The sequence below is a fragment of the Ferruginibacter profundus genome, assembly GCF_054783275.1.
In genome coordinates this window covers 1,760,062-1,777,740 of the sequence record NZ_BAAGQW010000002.1, presented here as the reverse complement: position 1 = coordinate 1,777,740, position 17,679 = coordinate 1,760,062, and the positions used below count along the sequence as shown (strand labels likewise).

Here is a 17,679-nt window from a genome sequence, read left to right as displayed (position 1 = left end):
AGAAAATACCTGTTCATCAAATCACTAAACATCATGCAAAAAAATTTATTTAATGCAACTGCTATTGAGAAAATGATCGCAAGAGTTAACCGGCTAGATAGTAATACCCGGCCACAATGGGGTATAATGACTGCAACTGAAATGCTGTTGCATTGTAATTTATGTAATAATCAAATTTTAGATGGAGAAACTGAATACTGCAAGCCCGGCTTTAAAAAGAAATTGGTCAAATTTCTTGCGTTGTATATCGTACCTCAGTTTCCTAAATATATGAAAGCTGCGGAAAGAAATATTACCACTGGTAAAGTGGAATCCGAATCATTCAATGCTCAAAAACAAATTTTCATTGCAACATTAAATAAATTTTCGGAAAACGTTGCTATTGATAAATTACCACATCCTGCTTTTGGCGTATTGAATAAAAATGAATGGGGTATTGCAGCCTGGAAACATACCGACCATCACCTGCGGCAATTTAATTTGTAATTTCGTTATTACTAAAGCAATTTTATTTTTCCCCACTGCATAAAAAATTATCCGCTAACTAAAAATCAAACGCCCTACATTTGCAGCAGATTTGGTTGCCGATGTCAAATCGGTATTAAAAGGGAATCCCGTTAAAATCGGGAGCTATCCCCGTAGCTGTAAGCTCTGTATACTGTTTGTTCTTCAAGCCACTGTTTAAATGACGGGAAGGCAATAAACAGGGAGTAAGCCAGAAGACCTGCCAGGTCTGTCAACAATCATTCAAAGCTTTCGGGTGAAAGGCATGGAGTGTAAAAGCTGTAAGGCATTTATATTTCTTTCTTTTTTATTTTCTCGGAAGCAGTCACAACAAAAATTTTTCAAAAAAATGAAAAGAAAATTTTTTATTGCGGCTGCTGTATTTTTCAGCAGTCAGGCGTATGGCCAGGACAGTACAAAACTTTTAAATGAAGTGGTGGTGGAAACAGCCACCAAAGCACCTGTAAAACAATCGCAGACAGGTAAGGTAGTAACCGTAATTACTAAAGAACAAATTGAAAAGAGCGGTGGTAAAACAGTGGCTCAGATTTTAAATGAGCAAGCCGGCATTACCGTTAACGGTGCATACAATGCGCCGGGTAGTGTGCAAACCATTTTTTTAAGAGGCGCTTCATCGGGCAGAACATTGATATTACTGGATGGTATCCCGGTAAGCGATCCATCAATGATCAACAACGAATTTGACCTGAATCTTTTTTCTATCAACGATGTGGAAAGAATTGAAGTGTGTAAAGGCGCCCAGTCTACTTTATATGGCAGCGATGCTGTTGCCGGTGTGGTAAATATCATTACGGTAAAAAAAGATACCAATAAACCTTTCAACGTTAAAGCCACCACAGGCTTTGGTAATAAAAATACCACCCGTAATAACCTGCAGTTATATGGTAAAGAAGGAAAAATTACCTACACCACACGTTTTGCAAAACTAAAGACCAATGGCTTTTCTTCTGCATACGATAGCACCGGTGCAAACAATTTTGATAATGATGGCTATGATGGCAATGTGATCAGTGCGGCGGTGCAGTACCAGGTAGTACCCTCTTTATTGGTAAAAACATTTATCATGCACAGCCAGTATAAAGCCGATATTGATGCCGGTATTTTTGCAGATGAAAAAGATTACACCATAAAAAACAGTAACCTCAGCTCAGGCTTTGGTGTAAATTTTAAAAAAGGCATTGTAAATATTACAGGTAATTATCAATACGGTGAATTGAAACGAACTTACCGCAACGACAGTTTATTTGTTCGTCCTTTTGGAACAAAGTTTGAAAGCAACCGCTATGGTGGCCGCACACAATTTGCAGAGTTGTTTGGTACTACTACAGCAACAAAATGGTTAACGGTAATTACAGGTGTTGATTACAGGTGGGGCAATATGAACCAGCAATATTATTCGCTGAGCAGCTTTGGCCCCTACAGCAGCAATTTTGCTGATAGTTCGCTGCACCAGACCTCTTTCTATTCTTCTTTATTTTTTACTGCGCTCAATAAAAAATTACATGTTGAAGTTGGCGAAAGAACCAATAGACATTCCCGCTATGGTACCAATAGTACGTATACTTTCAACCCTTCTTATGCTGTAAATAAAAGCTGGCGGGTGTTTGGAAGTATTGCATCAGGATTTAAAGCGCCCTCTGTTTTTCAATTATTGGATAAATTCAGCGGCAATCCTGAATTAGCTCCCGAAAAATCTACCAACTACGAATTGGGTGTACAGCAATCCAGCGAAAAGATCAGCAGCCGTGTGGTATATTTTCACCGGGATATAAAAAATGGTATCGATTACGATAATATTAATTTTAAGTATTTCAATTATGTAAAGCAAATTGTGGATGGTGTGGAAGTGGAACTTACTGCAGAACCGGTAAAAAATTTAAGTGTATCAGCCAACTATACCTTAATTACCGGTGATGAACAGACACAAAGCAGGAAAAATACACATGACACTACCTACAGCTATTTATTGCGCCGCCCCAAAAATAATTTCAATTGTAATATCGGGTACCAGTTTACCAAAGCCATTTATGCCAGCATCACCGGTAAATCAGTAAGCAGCCGCTACGATGTGGGGGGATACAGGAAAGAAGATATATTACTGGATAGTTATTTTATCCTCAGTGCTTATGCAGAATATAAGTATAACAGCAATGTAAAATTCTTTGCCAACGGTCAGAATATCACCAATAAAAAATTCTTCGATCTCAGGGGGTATAATGCCATGCCATTTTTAATTAATGGCGGGGTAACCTTCAATTTGTAGATAGAGTAGTGAGTAAATCCGCCACTGGCGTATAGTTCACCCATTTAAAGATAATTCCCTTTGAATGACTGTTTTAAAACCCCGGATGGGCATTCTTTTTAAGATGTTTCATCCGGGGTTTCATGCTTTAAAAAATCTTCTCCAACTTTCCTAAAATGTTTCTAACATTAGGTGTATAACAAATTAACACAAAAATAATTTTCTCCTTTACTTTGCAACCAGATTTTTGGTTTTCGCTTTAATAACAATTGAAATGGAATTAAAAGGGAATCCTGTGAAAAACAGGAACTATCCCCGTAGCTGTAAGCTCCTTAAAATTGTTTAAACTTCAAGCCACTGTTACATTTGACGGGAAGGCAATAAACAACGGAGTAAGTCAGAAGACCTGCCAGAAATCTGCACCTAAGTAACCGCTTTCGGGTGAAAAGCAATGGTACTGCAAGTTTTTAGCCGCTTTATTGCCGGTGTCACACTTTCAGCACTATACCCTTCATCTAAAGCCAGGTTTTTAAGCAAATTAAAAATAAAACGGATCTGTTTTTTATTCGTGAAAATTCGTGTCATTAGTGGCCAAAAATTCACGCAGTAAGGTATAAAATTTTATTATGGAGCACACCGACGAAATATTATTGAAAGAGAATAAAGACCGCTTTGTTATACTGCCTATCAATTATCCCAAAATATGGGAGCAATATAAAAGGCATGAAGCCAGCTTTTGGACCGCAGAAGAAATTGATCTGAGTGGCGATATGAAAGACTGGGAAAACCTGAACGATGGCGAACGGCATTTTATCAGCCATGTACTGGCTTTTTTTGCAGCCAGCGATGGTATTGTAAATGAAAACCTTGCCGTAAACTTTATGAGCGAAGTGCAGTTGCCGGAAGCAAGGTGTTTTTATGGTTTCCAGATCATGATGGAAAATATACACAGCGAAACCTATGCTTTGCTGATTGATACCTACATTAAAAATGCGGAGGAGAAACACAAATTATTTCATGCTATTGATACCATACCTGCAGTAAAGAAAAAAGCAGAATGGGCTTTGCGCTGGATCGATAACGGCACATTTGCAGAAAGATTAGTGGCATTTGCTGCAGTAGAAGGTATATTTTTCAGTGGTAGCTTCTGTTCTATTTTCTGGTTGAAGAAAAGAGGTTTAATGCCCGGCCTTACATTCAGTAATGAACTGATCAGCCGTGATGAAGGTTTGCATTGTGAGTTTGCCTGTTTGTTATATAAAATGCTGAAGAATCAGCTGACAGAGCAACAGGTGCAAAAGATAATTACTGATGCGGTAACCATCGAAAAAGAATTTATTACCGAAGCATTGCCGGTGGGGTTAATTGGAATGAATGCAGAACTGATGCAGCAATACATTGAGTTTGTTGCCGACAGGTGGTTGAGTGAGTTAGGATATGCAACCGTATTCAACACCACCAACCCATTTGATTTTATGGAGATGATCTCTTTGCAGGGCAAAACCAACTTTTTTGAAAAAAGAGTAGGCGATTATCAAAAGGCAGGGGTGATGGGAACAAAAGAAACGCAGTCGTTTTCTTTGGAGGAAGACTTTTAAAACGTCAATCGTGAGACGTGAGTGAGACACTCACAACAATAGGCCTCTTTCATTCACGACTGACGATTCACAATTCACGATACTAACTATTTAAATTATATAAGCACTATGTTCGTAGTAAAGAGAAACGGCAAAACAGAATCAGTAAAATTTGATAAAGTAACCGCAAGAATAGAAAAATTATCATACGGCCTTAGCCCGATGGTAAATGCAATTGATGTAGCTAAAAAAACTATCGGAGGTATTTATGAAGGGGTACCTACTACCGAACTGGATAACCTGGCCGCAGAAACTGCAGCATCGTTAACCATCACACATCCTGATTATGCCATTCTTGCATCCAGGATTGCGGTGAGTAACCTGCATAAAAATACAGTGAAGAGTTTTTCGGCAACCATGAGGAAGCTGTATGACTATATAGATACAAAATCAGGTAAAGCATTGCCATTGATTGCTGATGATGTAATGGAAATTATTGAAGCCAATGCAGACCTGCTGGACAGCACCATTATTTACGACCGTGATTTTGCATTTGATTATTTTGGATTTAAGACTTTAGAAAAATCTTACCTGCTGAAAGTTGACGGTAAAATTGTAGAGCGTCCGCAACACATGTATATGAGAGTTGCAGTAGGCATTCATAAACATGATATGGAAAATGTGGTTAAAACCTATCACTTAATGAGTGAACGCTGGATGACGCATGCTACGCCAACTTTGTTTAATGCAGGCACACCCAAACCACAAATGAGTTCCTGCTTTTTGTTAACCATGAAGGATGACAGCATTGATGGCATTTATGATACGTTGAAGCAAACAGCAAAAATTTCTCAGAGTGCCGGTGGTATTGGTTTAGCCATACATAATGTCAGGGCAACAGGCAGTTATATTGGCGGCACTAACGGTACCAGCAATGGTATCATCCCGATGTTAAGAGTGTTTAACGATACGGCAAGATATGTAGACCAGGGTGGTGGAAAACGCAAAGGAGCTTTTGCCATTTATTTAGAACCATGGCATGCTGATGTGTTTGAATTTTTAGACCTGAGAAAAAATCATGGTAAAGAAGAAATGAGAGCAAGGGATCTGTTCTTTGCATTGTGGATGAGTGACCTGTTTATGAAAAGGGTAGAAGCCAATGAAGAGTGGAGTTTATTTTGCCCGAATGAAGCACCGGGCCTGAGCGAATGCTGGGGCGCTGAATTTGAAAAACTGTATACCGGTTACGAAGCTGCAGGCAAAGCCAGAAGAACGGTAAAGGCGCAGGAATTATGGTTTAAAATTTTAGAATCGCAGATTGAAACCGGTACGCCTTATTTATTGTATAAAGATGCAGCTAACGGTAAAAGTAATCAGCAGAATTTAGGTACTATAAAAAGCAGTAACCTATGCACGGAAATTATGGAATACACCAGCCCCGAAGAAGTGGCGGTGTGTAACCTGGCTTCATTGGCATTACCACGCTTTGTTATTGATGGTAAGTTTGATCATGAAAAATTATATGAAGTAACCTACCAGGTAACCAAAAACCTGAATGCGGTGATTGATAATAATTACTACCCGGTGCCCGAAGCTAAAACTTCTAACATGAAGCATCGCCCCGTAGGCTTAGGTGTACAAGGTTTGGCAGATGTATTTATTATGTTGCGTTTGCCATTTGAAAGTGAGCTGGCAAAAATTCTGAATAAAAATATTTTTGAGACCATTTATTTTGCTGCCATGACAGCAAGTAAAGACCTGGCAAAAAAAGAAGGTACTTACCAGACCTATGAAGGCTCACCTGTTTCAAAAGGTATTTTTCAATTTGATATGTGGGGTGTGACACCAAGCGACCGTTGGGACTGGGCTGCATTAAAAGCAGAAGTGAAAGAACACGGTGTAAGAAATTCTTTATTGGTGGCACCAATGCCTACGGCATCTACCTCCCAGATATTTGGTAACAACGAATGTTTTGAACCCTACACTTCTAACATTTATACAAGAAGGGTATTGAGCGGAGAATTCATCATTGTAAATAAGCATTTATTAAAAGACCTGGTGCAATTAGGTTTGTGGACTAACAGCATGAAGAATAAAATTATTGCTGCCAATGGTTCTATTCAGCATATAAGTGAAATTCCTGCTGATATTAAAGAGCTGTACAAAACCGTTTGGGAAATAAAACAACGTAATATCATTGATATGGCTGCCGACAGGGGAGCTTACATCTGCCAGTCGCAATCGCTGAATTTATTTGTAGATAATCCATCTGCATCTAAACTAACCTCCATGCATTTTTACGCCTGGAAAAAAGGATTGAAAACCGGTATGTATTACCTGCGTTCACAGGCAGCAACACAGGCCGTTCAGTTTACGGTAGAAAAGCAAGGCAGCGAAGAAATTGTGCCTGTAATGCCTAATGCAGAAATAGTGAACAATACGGCTGCCATTATTGATACTGTAGAAGCTACCCAGGTTGACGGACCTACCTGCAGTATGGAAGATGGTTGTGTAAGTTGCGGTTCTTAAAAGTTATACATGAGTGTTCATGAAGATAAATATTGCCCACGTTGCAACAAGGTTTTTGAATGCAAAGTGGGCAATATTACCCAATGCCAATGCTACGGCCTGCCCTTATCTGCTGAAGAAAGGGCATTTATCAATGCTGCATTCAGTGATTGTATCTGCAGGGAATGTTTGCTGCAAATGAAAAACGACTTTGTAAACTCCAGGCACCCGTTCCTCTCTCAGGCAAAAAGCCACCGGTAAATAAGCTGGCACAAATGTTTTAAACACTCACTGCAGAACTTTATCTTTGCAAAAACCTTCATTATGCAATGGGGCGAATACAGTTTTAAGCAATTGCTTTCAGTTACATTTACACTATTTGCAATAATAGATGTGATAGGTTCTGTACCTGTGCTGGCTTCATTACGGGCAAAGATGGGGGGGCATATAAAATCCACGCAGGCCACATTGGTAAGCGGCGGATTGATGATACTGTTTTTATTTGTAGGCAACCAGTTTTTGAATATATTAGGACTGGATGTAAAAAGCTTTGCAGTAGCGGGTAGTATAGTGATTTTTATATTGGGATTGGAAATGGTATTGGGCATGGAGTTTTTTAAACCCGATACAGGTACTGCTAAAAGCAGCAGCGTGGTGCCCATTGCATTTCCGCTGATTGCCGGAAGCGGAACACTTACCACCATAATGAGTTTGAAAGCGAATTATGATGATATCAATATTTTACTGGGCATTTTAATTAACTGCGTAATTATTTACATTGTATTAAAATCGCTGAAGTGGATAGAGAAAGTTTTAGGTCCTAATGGTATGGTAGTAATAAGAAAATTTTTCGGTGTAATATTAATTGCCATTGCCGTTAAAATTTTTGGAACTAATATTGTAAAGTTTGGAAGATAAAATTGTTAACCGGTTAAGTTGTTAATTGGTTTATTCGTATAAATGCAAAAGGGTTTAGTTAATGTAGGACTTACTAATAAAAAAGTAAACCAATTAACCAATAAATTAAATAGGCCTTGTAGTACAATGGATAGTATAAGAGTTTCCGAAGCTCCAGATCCAGGTTCGATTCCTGGCGAGGCCACAAGATATAAAAGCTGCTCTCAACTACTTGAGAGCAGCTTTTCCTTATAATTTTATTACACCGTTGTGGTAGCCATCATTTTTTCTGCCAAAGGAAACAGCAGGTTATTTTCTAAATGCACATGCTTGTGCAGGTCTTCTTCAAATTCTTTTAATTCGGCAAGGGCTACTTTAAATGTGGTACAGGCATCAAATGGTGGGGTATAGTTATTGGTGAGTTGTCTTATTTCATACAACAAGTCGCCTGCATGCTCATGCTCCTGTTCCATCACATTTACGGGACCGCTGATATAACCGCCTGCAAGGCCGGCCTTTTGTTGAGTGTTATACAATTGTCCTACTTCTTTAATTCTTGGAAACAGGATCATTTCTTCTTTCTGCATATGCAAGGTCATTTCTTCTTTTATCTCGGTAAAGAGTTGTAACACTTTAACCATATAAGGATAACGGTCGCCATGTTTGGCCGCCACTTTTTCTACATGCGATATAATAGCCGGCATGCTTTGCTTTACATAAAAATGGTGATGGATAAGGATATAACTGATCAGTTGTTGTTCATCCATTTCAGTAAAGGGCAATTGATTCTTTGGTGCATTGTCTGTTGCATTTTCCAGCTCTGCCAGTAATGCTTCAACAGAAATACCTTTTTCTATACAGGCATCCGATAATGTTCTTTTTCCTTTACAGCAAAAATCAAGATTATACTTTTCCAGTACCGGTACTGTTTGGTGGTTTTGTGTTACGATAGTGGCTAATGTTTGTTCAGATAAATTTTTCATAATAATTATTTTTACAAAGGTGTTACTCTTTGCAATCATCATTTGTGATTGAAATCACTTTTGTATTTTTTATTTTGACTTACCAGTAAAAGTAGTAAACCGGTAAACATGATAAGAGCAGCAATTAATAAAGCTTCATTGATAAAAGGAATATTGGTATACGTTAATGCTGCCACACCCTGCGTCATTAAAAATATTTCGTTAACGATAATACCGGAAGTAAAAATAATAACGCCGGCTATGGTCTTTTTATTAATAGTTATTGCGTTATACGCAAGCATATAGCCAATGAGAAATAAAGTGATCACACCTAATAAAACCAAATGCAGGTAACCGATCACAATGGGCCTGAAACCAAAGGCAAGATTGCTGAGCGAAGGAATGGTAGAGCCCAGTTGCAGCAGCAATTTAATGGTTAAAGCAATACCTGAAAAAACAAGTAACCATTTGGCAACAAGCGGCATACTGTTTTTTAAAATGAGTAACTGTTTTTTTATAACGCTTAATGTATACAGCCATGCTATCACTTGCGCAAAGGCGGCAATTATTACCAATATATATACCCAAACAGGAATGTTCATCCACAAGGCAGATAAAAAATATGCCGGTACAACTGCAGTAACAAACAATAAAAAAATTCTTTTTAAAATAAGCGGGTCGGCATGGGCAGAAAGCTTTGCAGTGAGTAAGCCCATGCAGGCAAAAAAGAACCAGCCGTTATACTGAAAGTGCAGATAAAAATATTCTGCCGCCAGGTACCAGTTTTGATGAACAATCTTTGCTACCATCATTGCTGCCAAAGCAAAAGCGCCCAATGATGATAGCGCATTAAAGAAAACAGCCGCTTTAAGCCAATGCTGTGCAGTGGTTTTAGTTTTTAATTGGTTCAGGTCTCTCCAGTAATACACGGCAAAAAAATAAGTTACAAAAATAGAAAGGGTAGAAAAGATGATCGAATACAATCCATAACCTTCTATGGGAAAAGTAATGAGCATACCATAAGCCGTAAACAGGTTGGCATACAATAACCAGCGGTATCTTTTGTAAATGGTTTCGTCAATTTGCGTAGCCAGGTAAGCTACCAGTAATATCATTATAGCCTGCGATATCCATCCTGCAAATGCAAAATGAGAGTGGCCATGTAATAAATGTTTCTGATCGATAAAGGGAAGCGAAAAAGCAATTTTATACCGTAACACCACTCCGATAGAAGCTACAATAAATAAATTGAACAGGGCAATTTTTATCCGGCGCTGTACGTACAAAGGCATAAAAAATATTTGCACAAAGAAACAACGCTTAAAAAGCGGCGGCTATGATTCAAATCATAATCAGCAATATACTTTTCCTTTTTCTATGGTTAGCTGGCCTTTCAGTTGCAGGCTTTTAATGGTACGGATTACGGTTTCTACCCTAAGCCCTGTCATATCGGCAATTTGCTGGCGGGTGAGTTTTATTCGGTTGCACTTGGTGCAGATATTCTTACGGGTTTGTTTAAAATAACTAAGTAAGGTAGAAATGCTGTGTTCAGGGTCATGATTAGCCATCTCTTTTAAAATAAAAAACTTAAAACGTAATCTTTCACTCAATAGTTTACTGAATGCAAAATGTATTTCGGGGTTCTCTTTTATCAATTCGTGAAAAGTGCTGCGGTGTAATCTTATAATTACAGCATCTTCATCGGCAATGGCAGTGGCTGCAAAGGGCTCATCGTCAAAAAGCGGTAATTCCCCAAAGCATTCACCGGGTTCAATCATCACCTGTAAAAATTCTTTTCCTTCATCATTGATATTTACCCAGCGTATGCTACCACTTACCAGCTGGTAGTAAAATTGCGCTGTTGTTCCTTCACGGAAGATTACTTCATTGGCAGAGAGCTTTTTAAAAGCAGCCCCCCAGGCAAGCAATGTATCAACGTCAATCATGGCCATAGTTTATTGTCTTGGATAAGGTATAAAAATATTTCTCCTGTGTATTTCAGACGCTGACATTGGTTATCTCCGGGTATGATTATAATCACATTAAGCAAAGAACAACGGCAAAATCCCCTTTAAATCTACAAAATATACCCGGCTTTTCCTAAATACCCGGTATTATCCGGTACTTATGATTCAACGCATAAATAAAAAAAAGCAGCTGCTGTAATCTTGTGGTATCATTTAAAATCAAAAAAGAATTATCATGAAAAAATTAGCAATCATTGTAAGTATAGTAGCTTTTATATCAGCATGTGGCGGATCTGGCAGCGATAAAAAAGGTACTGATCCTTATGATTCAAAATCAACCGGTTCAAATGGCAATCCCTCTTATGATCCCAACAGGGGCGAAGGAAAATTTACCAAGGTGGATGTTGGCGCCACACTGGATGCCACCCTTGCAGCAAACGGCGAAAAAGTGTACGGCGTAAAATGCAGCAGTTGCCATAAGCTTACCGAAGAAAAATTGGTTGGCCCGGGTTGGAAAGGCGTTACCAGCCGCCACACAGGGGTGTGGATCATGAATTTTATTACCAACACCGATGAAATGCTGAATAAAGATCCTAAAGCACAGGCGCAACTGGAAATATGCCTGGTACGCATGCCCAACCAGAATTTATCAGATGATGATGCAAGAGCGCTGTATGAATTTCAGCGTAAGAACGATGGCGTGAAATAAGAATAACTATTTAAAACAAACAATATGAAAAGTATAAGACTAATAGCTGCTGCCGCACTCAGTGTAAGCTTAATGATGAGTTTTAATTCCTGTAAACCCAAAAATGCCGGTAATGCGGTAAGTGCCGATGCTGCCCAAAAGGCCTATGTGGCACCGGGTAAATATGATGAGTTCTATAATTTTGTATCCGGAGGCTTCAGCGGGCAACTGGCTACCTATGGATTGCCATCGGGCAGATTGCTTCGTGTGATCCCTGTTTTTTCCGTTGACCCGGAAAAAGGTTGGGGCTACAGCGAAGAAACAAAACCTATGTTAAACACATCACATGGTTTTGTACCCTGGGACGATCTGCATCATACAGAACTTTCTCAAACCAACGGAGAAATTGATGGCCGATGGGTTTTTGGTAATGCTAATAATACACCACGTGTGGCGAGGATCGATCTGAAAACATTCCGCACTGCAGAAATCATTGAATTACCCAACAGTGCCGGCAACCACAGCTCGCCTTTTATAACAGAAAATACAGAGTATGTTGTTGCCGGTACAAGATTCAGCGTGCCGCCGGATGATAAAAACGGTGATGTTCCTATCAATACCTATAAACAAAATTTTAAAGGCACTATAAGTTTCATCAGCGTAGCTAAAGAAGATGGTAAGATGGATATTGCTTTTCAGATTCAATGTCCCGGCGTAAACTTCGATCTGAGCCATGCCGGTAAAGGAAAATCTCATGGCTGGTTTTTCTTCAGTTGTTATAATACTGAACAGGCCAATACTTTATTGGAAGTAAATGCTTCGCAGAAGGATAAGGATTTTATCATGGCAGTAAACTGGAAAAAAGCAGAAGAATATTTAAAAGCCGGTAAAGGAAGAAAGCAGGCGGTTAAATATGCACACAACACTTACAGCGATAAAACACATTCTGCTACTTCAGAAATAAAAACAGAAGTTACTGTGCTGGATGCAAAGGAATTGAAAGACATCTGTTATTTTATTCCCTGCCCTAAATCACCGCATGGTTGCGATGTGGACCCAACAGGCGAATACATTGTAGGTAGTGGAAAATTAGCGGCCTTAATTCCGGTGTTCAGTTTTGATAAAATGATAAAAGCCATTGCTGATAAAGCTTATGCAGGCGACTATGATGGCATTCCTGTAATAAAATACGAAGCTGCTTTATATGGCGAAGTGCAGAAACCAGGCCTTGGCCCTTTACACACAGAATTTGATGGTAAAGGTAACGCCTACACTACTTTCTTTGTATCCAGCGAAGTGGTAAAATGGAATATAAAAGACCTGAAAGTGCTGGACAGGGCGCCTACTTATTATTCTGTTGGCCACTTATGTATCCCTGGTGGCGATAGTAAAAAACCCAATGCAAAATATTTAATTGCTTATAATAAAATTACTAAAGACAGGTATTTGCCAACCGGGCCAGAACTGGCGCAAAGTGCACAGCTCTATGATATCAGTGGCGATAAAATGCAACTGATACTCGACTTTCCCACTATTGGTGAACCACACTATGCACAAGCAGTTTCAGCTGATCTGATAAAAGGCAACTCTGTTAAGTTTTTTAAGATTGATGAAAACCAGAATCCTTATGTATCTAAAGGAGAAGGCACAACAAAAGTAGTTAGAACCGGCAATAGGGTAGATGTAAACATGACTTGTATCCGGTCTCATTTTTCTCCTGATAATATTGAAGGCATAAAAGCAGGCGATGAAGTATATTTTCATGTTACCAACCTGGAACAGGATTGGGATGTACCACATGGCTTTGCTATAAAAGGAGCCAACACCGGGGAGCTTTTAATTATGCCTGGTGAAACACAAACATTAAAATGGACAGCAGAAAAATCAGGTATTTTCCCATTCTATTGTACAGATTTCTGTAGTGCATTGCACCAGGAAATGCAGGGTTATATAAGAGTATCACCGGCGGGCAGCACTGTGCCATTATTATTCAGCACAGGTAAAAATTATCCTGTTGCCGATACCACAACTAAAAAATAGGTTTTTGAGCAGGTGAAAAGGGGCAGGCGTTTACCTGCTCCTTTCTCCCGCTCTTCATAATAAATTAAAAAAGATGAAAACTGTAAGGATACAAAACTGGGTGAGATTGATCCTGCTGCTTTGCGGGGGAGGATTGATTGCAGTTTTGTTTGTTCCGATGTGGAGAATTGACCTGCAGGCACCGCAATACCCTGAAGGATTAATGCTGATGATCTATCCCAACAAATTAGCCGGCAATGTAGATATCATTAATGGCTTGAATCATTATATTGGCATGAAAACTCTGCACAGCGAAGATTTTGTGGAGTTTAAAATATTGCAATACATCATCGGTTTTTTTGCATTGCTTTTTTTTATTGTTGCCATTTCAGGCAAAAGGAAATTACTCAATATCCTGTTTTTACTTTTTGTAGGTTTTGGCGTTCTGGCGATGTATGATTTCTGGAGATGGGAATATAATTATGGCCATAACTTAAATCCTGATGCAGCTATCATTGTTCCGGGAATGGCTTATCAGCCACCATTGATAGGCTTTAAACAACTATTGAATTTTGGCGCTTACTCAATGCCTGATATTGGCGGATGGATCTTCATTAGCGTTGGTGCTTTATTACTTCTGGCGGTGGTGGCAGCATGGAAAAAAAATAAAGGGCAGCTGATAAAATTTAACACTGCCGTTATTGCACTGCTCTTATCCATTTCGCTGGCTTCCTGTAATGCAGGACCGGAGCCGATTAAAGCAGGTATTGATAATTGTTATTTCTGCAAGATGACTGTTACCGACAGCAGGTTTGGTGCAGAACTGGTGACAACAAAAGGTAAAATTTACAAGTTTGATGATGTGCATTGTATTTTATCTTACCTCAAAACAAAAGATGTTGAACCGGCTAATATAAAAGATATTTACCTCACCGATTTTTGCAACTCCCATCAACTGATCAATGTAAACCAATTGTCTTTATTAAAAAGCGAAGACCTCAGAAGCCCGATGGGTGGAAATATTGCTGCCTTTGATAATAAGGACAGCCTGGCAAAAGCACAACAACGTTTTACAGGTACTATTGTTAACTGGAATGAATTGATAAAAGAATGAAGTCGTTTATTGCAATATTGCTGTCTTTGATTTTTATCAACGCTGTTGATGCAACAATAATACACGCCGGCAAACAACGGCCTGTAAAATCTGTTCAGCAGGCAATACAAATGGCTGCAAAAGGAGATACCGTAATGGTGGATGCAGGTGAGTACCACGAAAAAAATCTTGTTATCAACAAAACCATTTTTTTAATTGGTATCGGTTACCCGGTGCTGGATGGCGATCATCAGTACGAGATCATTTCCATTAAAGCCGGCGGTGTGGTGGTAGATGGTTTTAAAGTAATTCATTCCGGTGTATCAAGTATTGAAGATTTTGCCGGTATTAAAATTTATAATACCAGGGATGTGGTGATAAAAAACAATATCCTGGATGATACCTTCTTCGGTATATATTCACAATACGGTACCAATTGCACCATAGAAAACAATACATTAACGGCTTACAGCAAACAAGAGCAGCAAAGTGGCAATGGTATCCATTGCTGGAAGAGTGATAGTATGCGTATCATCGCCAATACCATATCGGGCCACAGGGATGGTATCTATTTTGAGTTTGTAACCAATTCTGTTATCTGGCGCAATACCTCATTCAGTAACCTGCGCTATGGATTACATTTTATGTTCAGTAATAATGATGCGTATATCACCAATATTTTTAAAAATAACGGCGCCGGTGTTGCTGTAATGTTCAGCAACCATGTAAAAATGTTTCATAATTTTTTTGAAGAGAACTGGGGCGATGCTTCTTATGGTTTATTGCTGAAAGAAATTTCTGACAGTTATATTGATAATAATCATTTTACAAAAAATACCACCGGCATACATATGGAAGGCACCAGCCGTATCAGTATGGAAAAAAATGTATTTGATAATAATGGCTGGGCATTAAAAATACAGGCCAGCTGTATGGACATTGCTTTAACCAATAACAATTTTCTCAACAATACTTTTGATATAGGTACAAACGGAAGTTTGGTGTTGAATACTTTTAATCATAATTACTGGGATAAATATGATGGCTACGATTTAAATAAAGATAAGATAGGCGATGTGCCCTATCGCCCGGTTAGTATGTATTCCATGATCATTGAACAAAATCCGCCGGCCATGATGCTGTTCAGGAGTTTTATGACAGCACTGCTGGATAAGACAGAAAAGATCATTCCCACACTAACACCGGAAAATTTAAAAGACGATCATCCATTAATGAAACCTTTACCACTATGATCATCGCAAGTAATGTATCTAAAAGATTCGGTAAGCTAACGGCATTAGATAATGTTTCGGTTACCTGCAATAAAGGTGAATGTATTGCATTGATCGGCCCCAATGGCAGCGGCAAAACAACACTCATCAAAACTATTTTGGGAATGGTGGTGTGCAACAGCGGCTTTATCACTTTCAATGGAAAAAATATTCTGCACGACTGGCAATACAGGGCACACATTGGTTATATGCCGCAGATCGGGCGCTATCCTGATAATATGAGTATTGGCCAGATGTTATCGATGATGAAAGATATACGTCACCAGGAAAATGCCGTGCTTGACGAAGACCTGGTGACAGCATTTAAACTGAATGAAGTGCTGGATAAACGCATGCGTACTTTATCAGGCGGCACCAGGCAAAAAGTAAGTGCAGCGTTGGCATTCCTGTTTAATCCTGATGTATTGATACTGGATGAACCTACCGCAGGATTAGACCCCGTGGCAGCAGAAATTTTAAAAGAAAAGATCACCAAAGAAAAACAAAAAGGAAAACTGATACTGATCACCTCCCATATTTTAAGCGAACTGGATGACCTTGTAACACAGGTAATTTATATGCAGGATGGCGTATTGCAATTTCATAAAAGTATTGAAGACCTGCGCAAAGACACCGGCCAGGAAAAATTATCGAAAGCCATTGCAAGCGTAATGATAAAAATTAACGGGTAAAATAAAAACAGTACGTACTGATGAAAAAAATAATTAAATATGTGGTCATCGATATCCTGCGTAATAAAATTATGCTGGCGTATACTTTATTTCTGTTGCTGATCTCTTTAAGTGTGTTTAACCTGGAAGATAATACAGCAAAAGGTTTGCTTAGTTTGCTCAACATTATTTTAATTATTGTGCCATTGGTAAGCATTATGTTTTCCGCCATCTATGTGTACAACAGTGCAGAGTTTTTAGAGCTGTTGGTGAGTCAGCCATTAAAAAGAAGAACCATCTGGCTAAGTGTATTTACAGGACTGGGCACTTCTTTGGCTTTGGCATTTTTTGTTGGCGCCGGCATTCCTATTTTATTGTACGAGCCTACAGCTACGGGTTTTATGATGCCGGGCACGGGTTTACTCTTATCGGTGATTTTTGTGGCTATTGCCATGCTGGCCGCTGTAAAAACAAGAGATAAAGCAAAAGGCATTGGGGTAACAATTTTACTGTGGCTGTATTTTTCATTATTGTTTGATGGCCTTGTATTGTTTTTATTATTCCAGTTTGCTGATTACCCTATGGAAAAATTTATGGTGGGTGTAAGCGCACTAAACCCGATTGACCTGAGCCGGATATTAATTTTACTAAAGATGGATGTATCTGCACTGATGGGTTATACAGGCGCTATTTTTAAAAATTTCTTTGGTACGCAAACGGGTGTTGCTTTATCGTTTTTAATATTGATCATGTGGATTGTGATACCCACCTGGTTATCGCTGCGAAAGTTTAACCGTAAAGACCTGTAATTTTTTGTTATGAAAAGACACGAAACACTAGCGCCTTTGTCAAGAGAACATCATGGTGCTTTAATATTGGCCAGGTTATTGCAAAAAGATGCGCCTGCTTACAAGGGCCTGCCGCAGGAGCCGGGGGCAAAAGCTGTATATGCGGTAAATTTTTTTACGGACAATCTCCGGCAACATTTTGATAAAGAAGAAATATTACTGCACCAGGTAAAAAAATACAATAGTGCCATTGAAATTTTAACAGGCGAAATAATACTTGAGCACCTGCAGTTAACAGCCCTGTTTGATGCACTGCCCAATGCAAAGGAATTACCTGCTGCATTAGATAAACTGGGAAGATTACTGGAAGATCATATCAGGAAGGAAGAGCGCATCTTATTTCCTTTGATACAGGAACATTGCCCGGGAAACGTATTGAATGCTATCGAATGGTGAGTAATGGAAATAAAC

Annotated in this window: 16 protein-coding genes, 1 tRNA gene and 2 riboswitches; of the genes, 14 read left to right on the top strand and 3 right to left on the bottom strand. The window is 39.0% G+C overall.

Annotated elements, in window-relative coordinates; all coding sequences use genetic code 11:
• Positions 1–33 precede the first annotated feature (33 nt).
• From ACYVM0_RS17670 to ACYVM0_RS17640, 7 genes are all read left to right on the top strand, one after another.
• Positions 34–486 (top strand): DUF1569 domain-containing protein, encoded by a 453-nt coding sequence (locus ACYVM0_RS17670; protein ID WP_460559123.1) that lies wholly within the window; start codon positions 34–36, stop codon positions 484–486.
• A 75-nt stretch (positions 487–561) separates the two neighbouring features.
• A riboswitch (cobalamin riboswitch) is annotated at positions 562–746 on the top strand.
• Between the two features lie 107 nt (positions 747–853).
• Positions 854–2,788: a TonB-dependent receptor plug domain-containing protein gene (locus ACYVM0_RS17665; RefSeq protein ID WP_460559121.1), complete on the top strand. Its 1,935-nt coding sequence runs from the start codon at positions 854–856 to the stop codon at positions 2,786–2,788.
• Positions 2,789–2,998: 210 nt separating this feature from the next.
• Positions 2,999–3,195, top strand: a riboswitch (cobalamin riboswitch).
• Positions 3,196–3,393: 198 nt separating this feature from the next.
• Complete coding sequence (locus tag ACYVM0_RS17660) at positions 3,394–4,365, top strand: ribonucleoside-diphosphate reductase small subunit (RefSeq protein ID WP_460559119.1); 972 nt, start codon at positions 3,394–3,396, stop codon at positions 4,363–4,365.
• Between the two features lie 108 nt (positions 4,366–4,473).
• Entirely contained in the window at positions 4,474–6,873 is a 2,400-nt protein-coding gene (locus ACYVM0_RS17655; protein WP_460559117.1) for a ribonucleoside-diphosphate reductase large subunit, read from the top strand.
• Between the two features lie 9 nt (positions 6,874–6,882).
• The gene (locus ACYVM0_RS17650; protein ID WP_460559115.1) at positions 6,883–7,113 is read left to right on the top strand and encodes a cysteine-rich CWC family protein; all 231 of its coding nucleotides are present in this window, start codon (positions 6,883–6,885) and stop codon (positions 7,111–7,113) included.
• A 63-nt stretch (positions 7,114–7,176) separates the two neighbouring features.
• Positions 7,177–7,770: a MarC family protein gene (locus ACYVM0_RS17645; protein ID WP_460559113.1), complete on the top strand. Its 594-nt coding sequence runs from the start codon at positions 7,177–7,179 to the stop codon at positions 7,768–7,770.
• A gap of 112 nt (positions 7,771–7,882) precedes the next feature.
• Positions 7,883–7,954: transfer RNA gene (locus ACYVM0_RS17640), tRNA-Arg, on the top strand.
• A gap of 55 nt (positions 7,955–8,009) precedes the next feature.
• Here the strand turns inward: ACYVM0_RS17640 and ric are convergent.
• The 3 genes from ric to ACYVM0_RS17625 are packed head-to-tail and all read right to left on the bottom strand — an operon-like array spanning position 8,010 to position 10,657.
• The gene (gene ric / locus ACYVM0_RS17635) at positions 8,010–8,732 is read right to left on the bottom strand and encodes an iron-sulfur cluster repair di-iron protein (protein ID WP_460559111.1); all 723 of its coding nucleotides are present in this window, start codon (positions 8,730–8,732) and stop codon (positions 8,010–8,012) included.
• 38 nt (positions 8,733–8,770) lie between these two features.
• Positions 8,771–10,003 (bottom strand): hypothetical protein, encoded by a 1,233-nt coding sequence (locus ACYVM0_RS17630; RefSeq protein ID WP_460559109.1) that lies wholly within the window; start codon positions 10,001–10,003, stop codon positions 8,771–8,773.
• A 60-nt stretch (positions 10,004–10,063) separates the two neighbouring features.
• Positions 10,064–10,657, bottom strand: a complete 594-nt coding sequence (locus tag ACYVM0_RS17625) for a Crp/Fnr family transcriptional regulator (RefSeq protein ID WP_460559107.1) — start codon at positions 10,655–10,657, stop codon at positions 10,064–10,066.
• A gap of 256 nt (positions 10,658–10,913) precedes the next feature.
• Between ACYVM0_RS17625 and ACYVM0_RS17620 the strand changes: the two genes are divergently transcribed.
• The 7 genes from ACYVM0_RS17620 to ACYVM0_RS17590 all read left to right on the top strand — a co-directional run bounded on the left by ACYVM0_RS17620 (position 10,914) and on the right by ACYVM0_RS17590 (position 17,664).
• Positions 10,914–11,387 carry a c-type cytochrome gene (locus ACYVM0_RS17620; RefSeq protein WP_460559105.1) on the top strand — a complete coding sequence of 158 codons (474 nt, stop codon included), beginning with the start codon at positions 10,914–10,916 and terminating at the stop codon, positions 11,385–11,387.
• A gap of 24 nt (positions 11,388–11,411) precedes the next feature.
• Entirely contained in the window at positions 11,412–13,406 is a 1,995-nt protein-coding gene (gene nosZ, locus ACYVM0_RS17615) for a Sec-dependent nitrous-oxide reductase (protein WP_460559103.1), read from the top strand.
• A 73-nt stretch (positions 13,407–13,479) separates the two neighbouring features.
• Positions 13,480–14,499: a nitrous oxide reductase accessory protein NosL gene (locus ACYVM0_RS17610; protein WP_460559101.1), complete on the top strand. Its 1,020-nt coding sequence runs from the start codon at positions 13,480–13,482 to the stop codon at positions 14,497–14,499.
• A complete protein-coding gene (gene nosD, locus ACYVM0_RS17605) occupies positions 14,496–15,731 on the top strand; it encodes a nitrous oxide reductase family maturation protein NosD (protein ID WP_460559099.1) in 1,236 nt (411 codons plus the stop codon). Before ACYVM0_RS17610 ends, nosD begins: the two co-directional genes overlap by 4 nt.
• Positions 15,728–16,441, top strand: coding sequence for an ABC transporter ATP-binding protein (locus ACYVM0_RS17600; protein WP_460559097.1), 714 nt, complete (start codon positions 15,728–15,730; stop codon positions 16,439–16,441). Before nosD ends, ACYVM0_RS17600 begins: the two co-directional genes overlap by 4 nt.
• Before the next feature lie 20 nt (positions 16,442–16,461).
• Positions 16,462–17,229, top strand: a complete 768-nt coding sequence (locus ACYVM0_RS17595; RefSeq protein ID WP_460559095.1) for an ABC transporter permease subunit — start codon at positions 16,462–16,464, stop codon at positions 17,227–17,229.
• Positions 17,230–17,238: 9 nt separating this feature from the next.
• Positions 17,239–17,664: a hemerythrin domain-containing protein gene (locus ACYVM0_RS17590; RefSeq protein WP_460559093.1), complete on the top strand. Its 426-nt coding sequence runs from the start codon at positions 17,239–17,241 to the stop codon at positions 17,662–17,664.
• Positions 17,665–17,679: the final 15 nt, after the last annotated feature.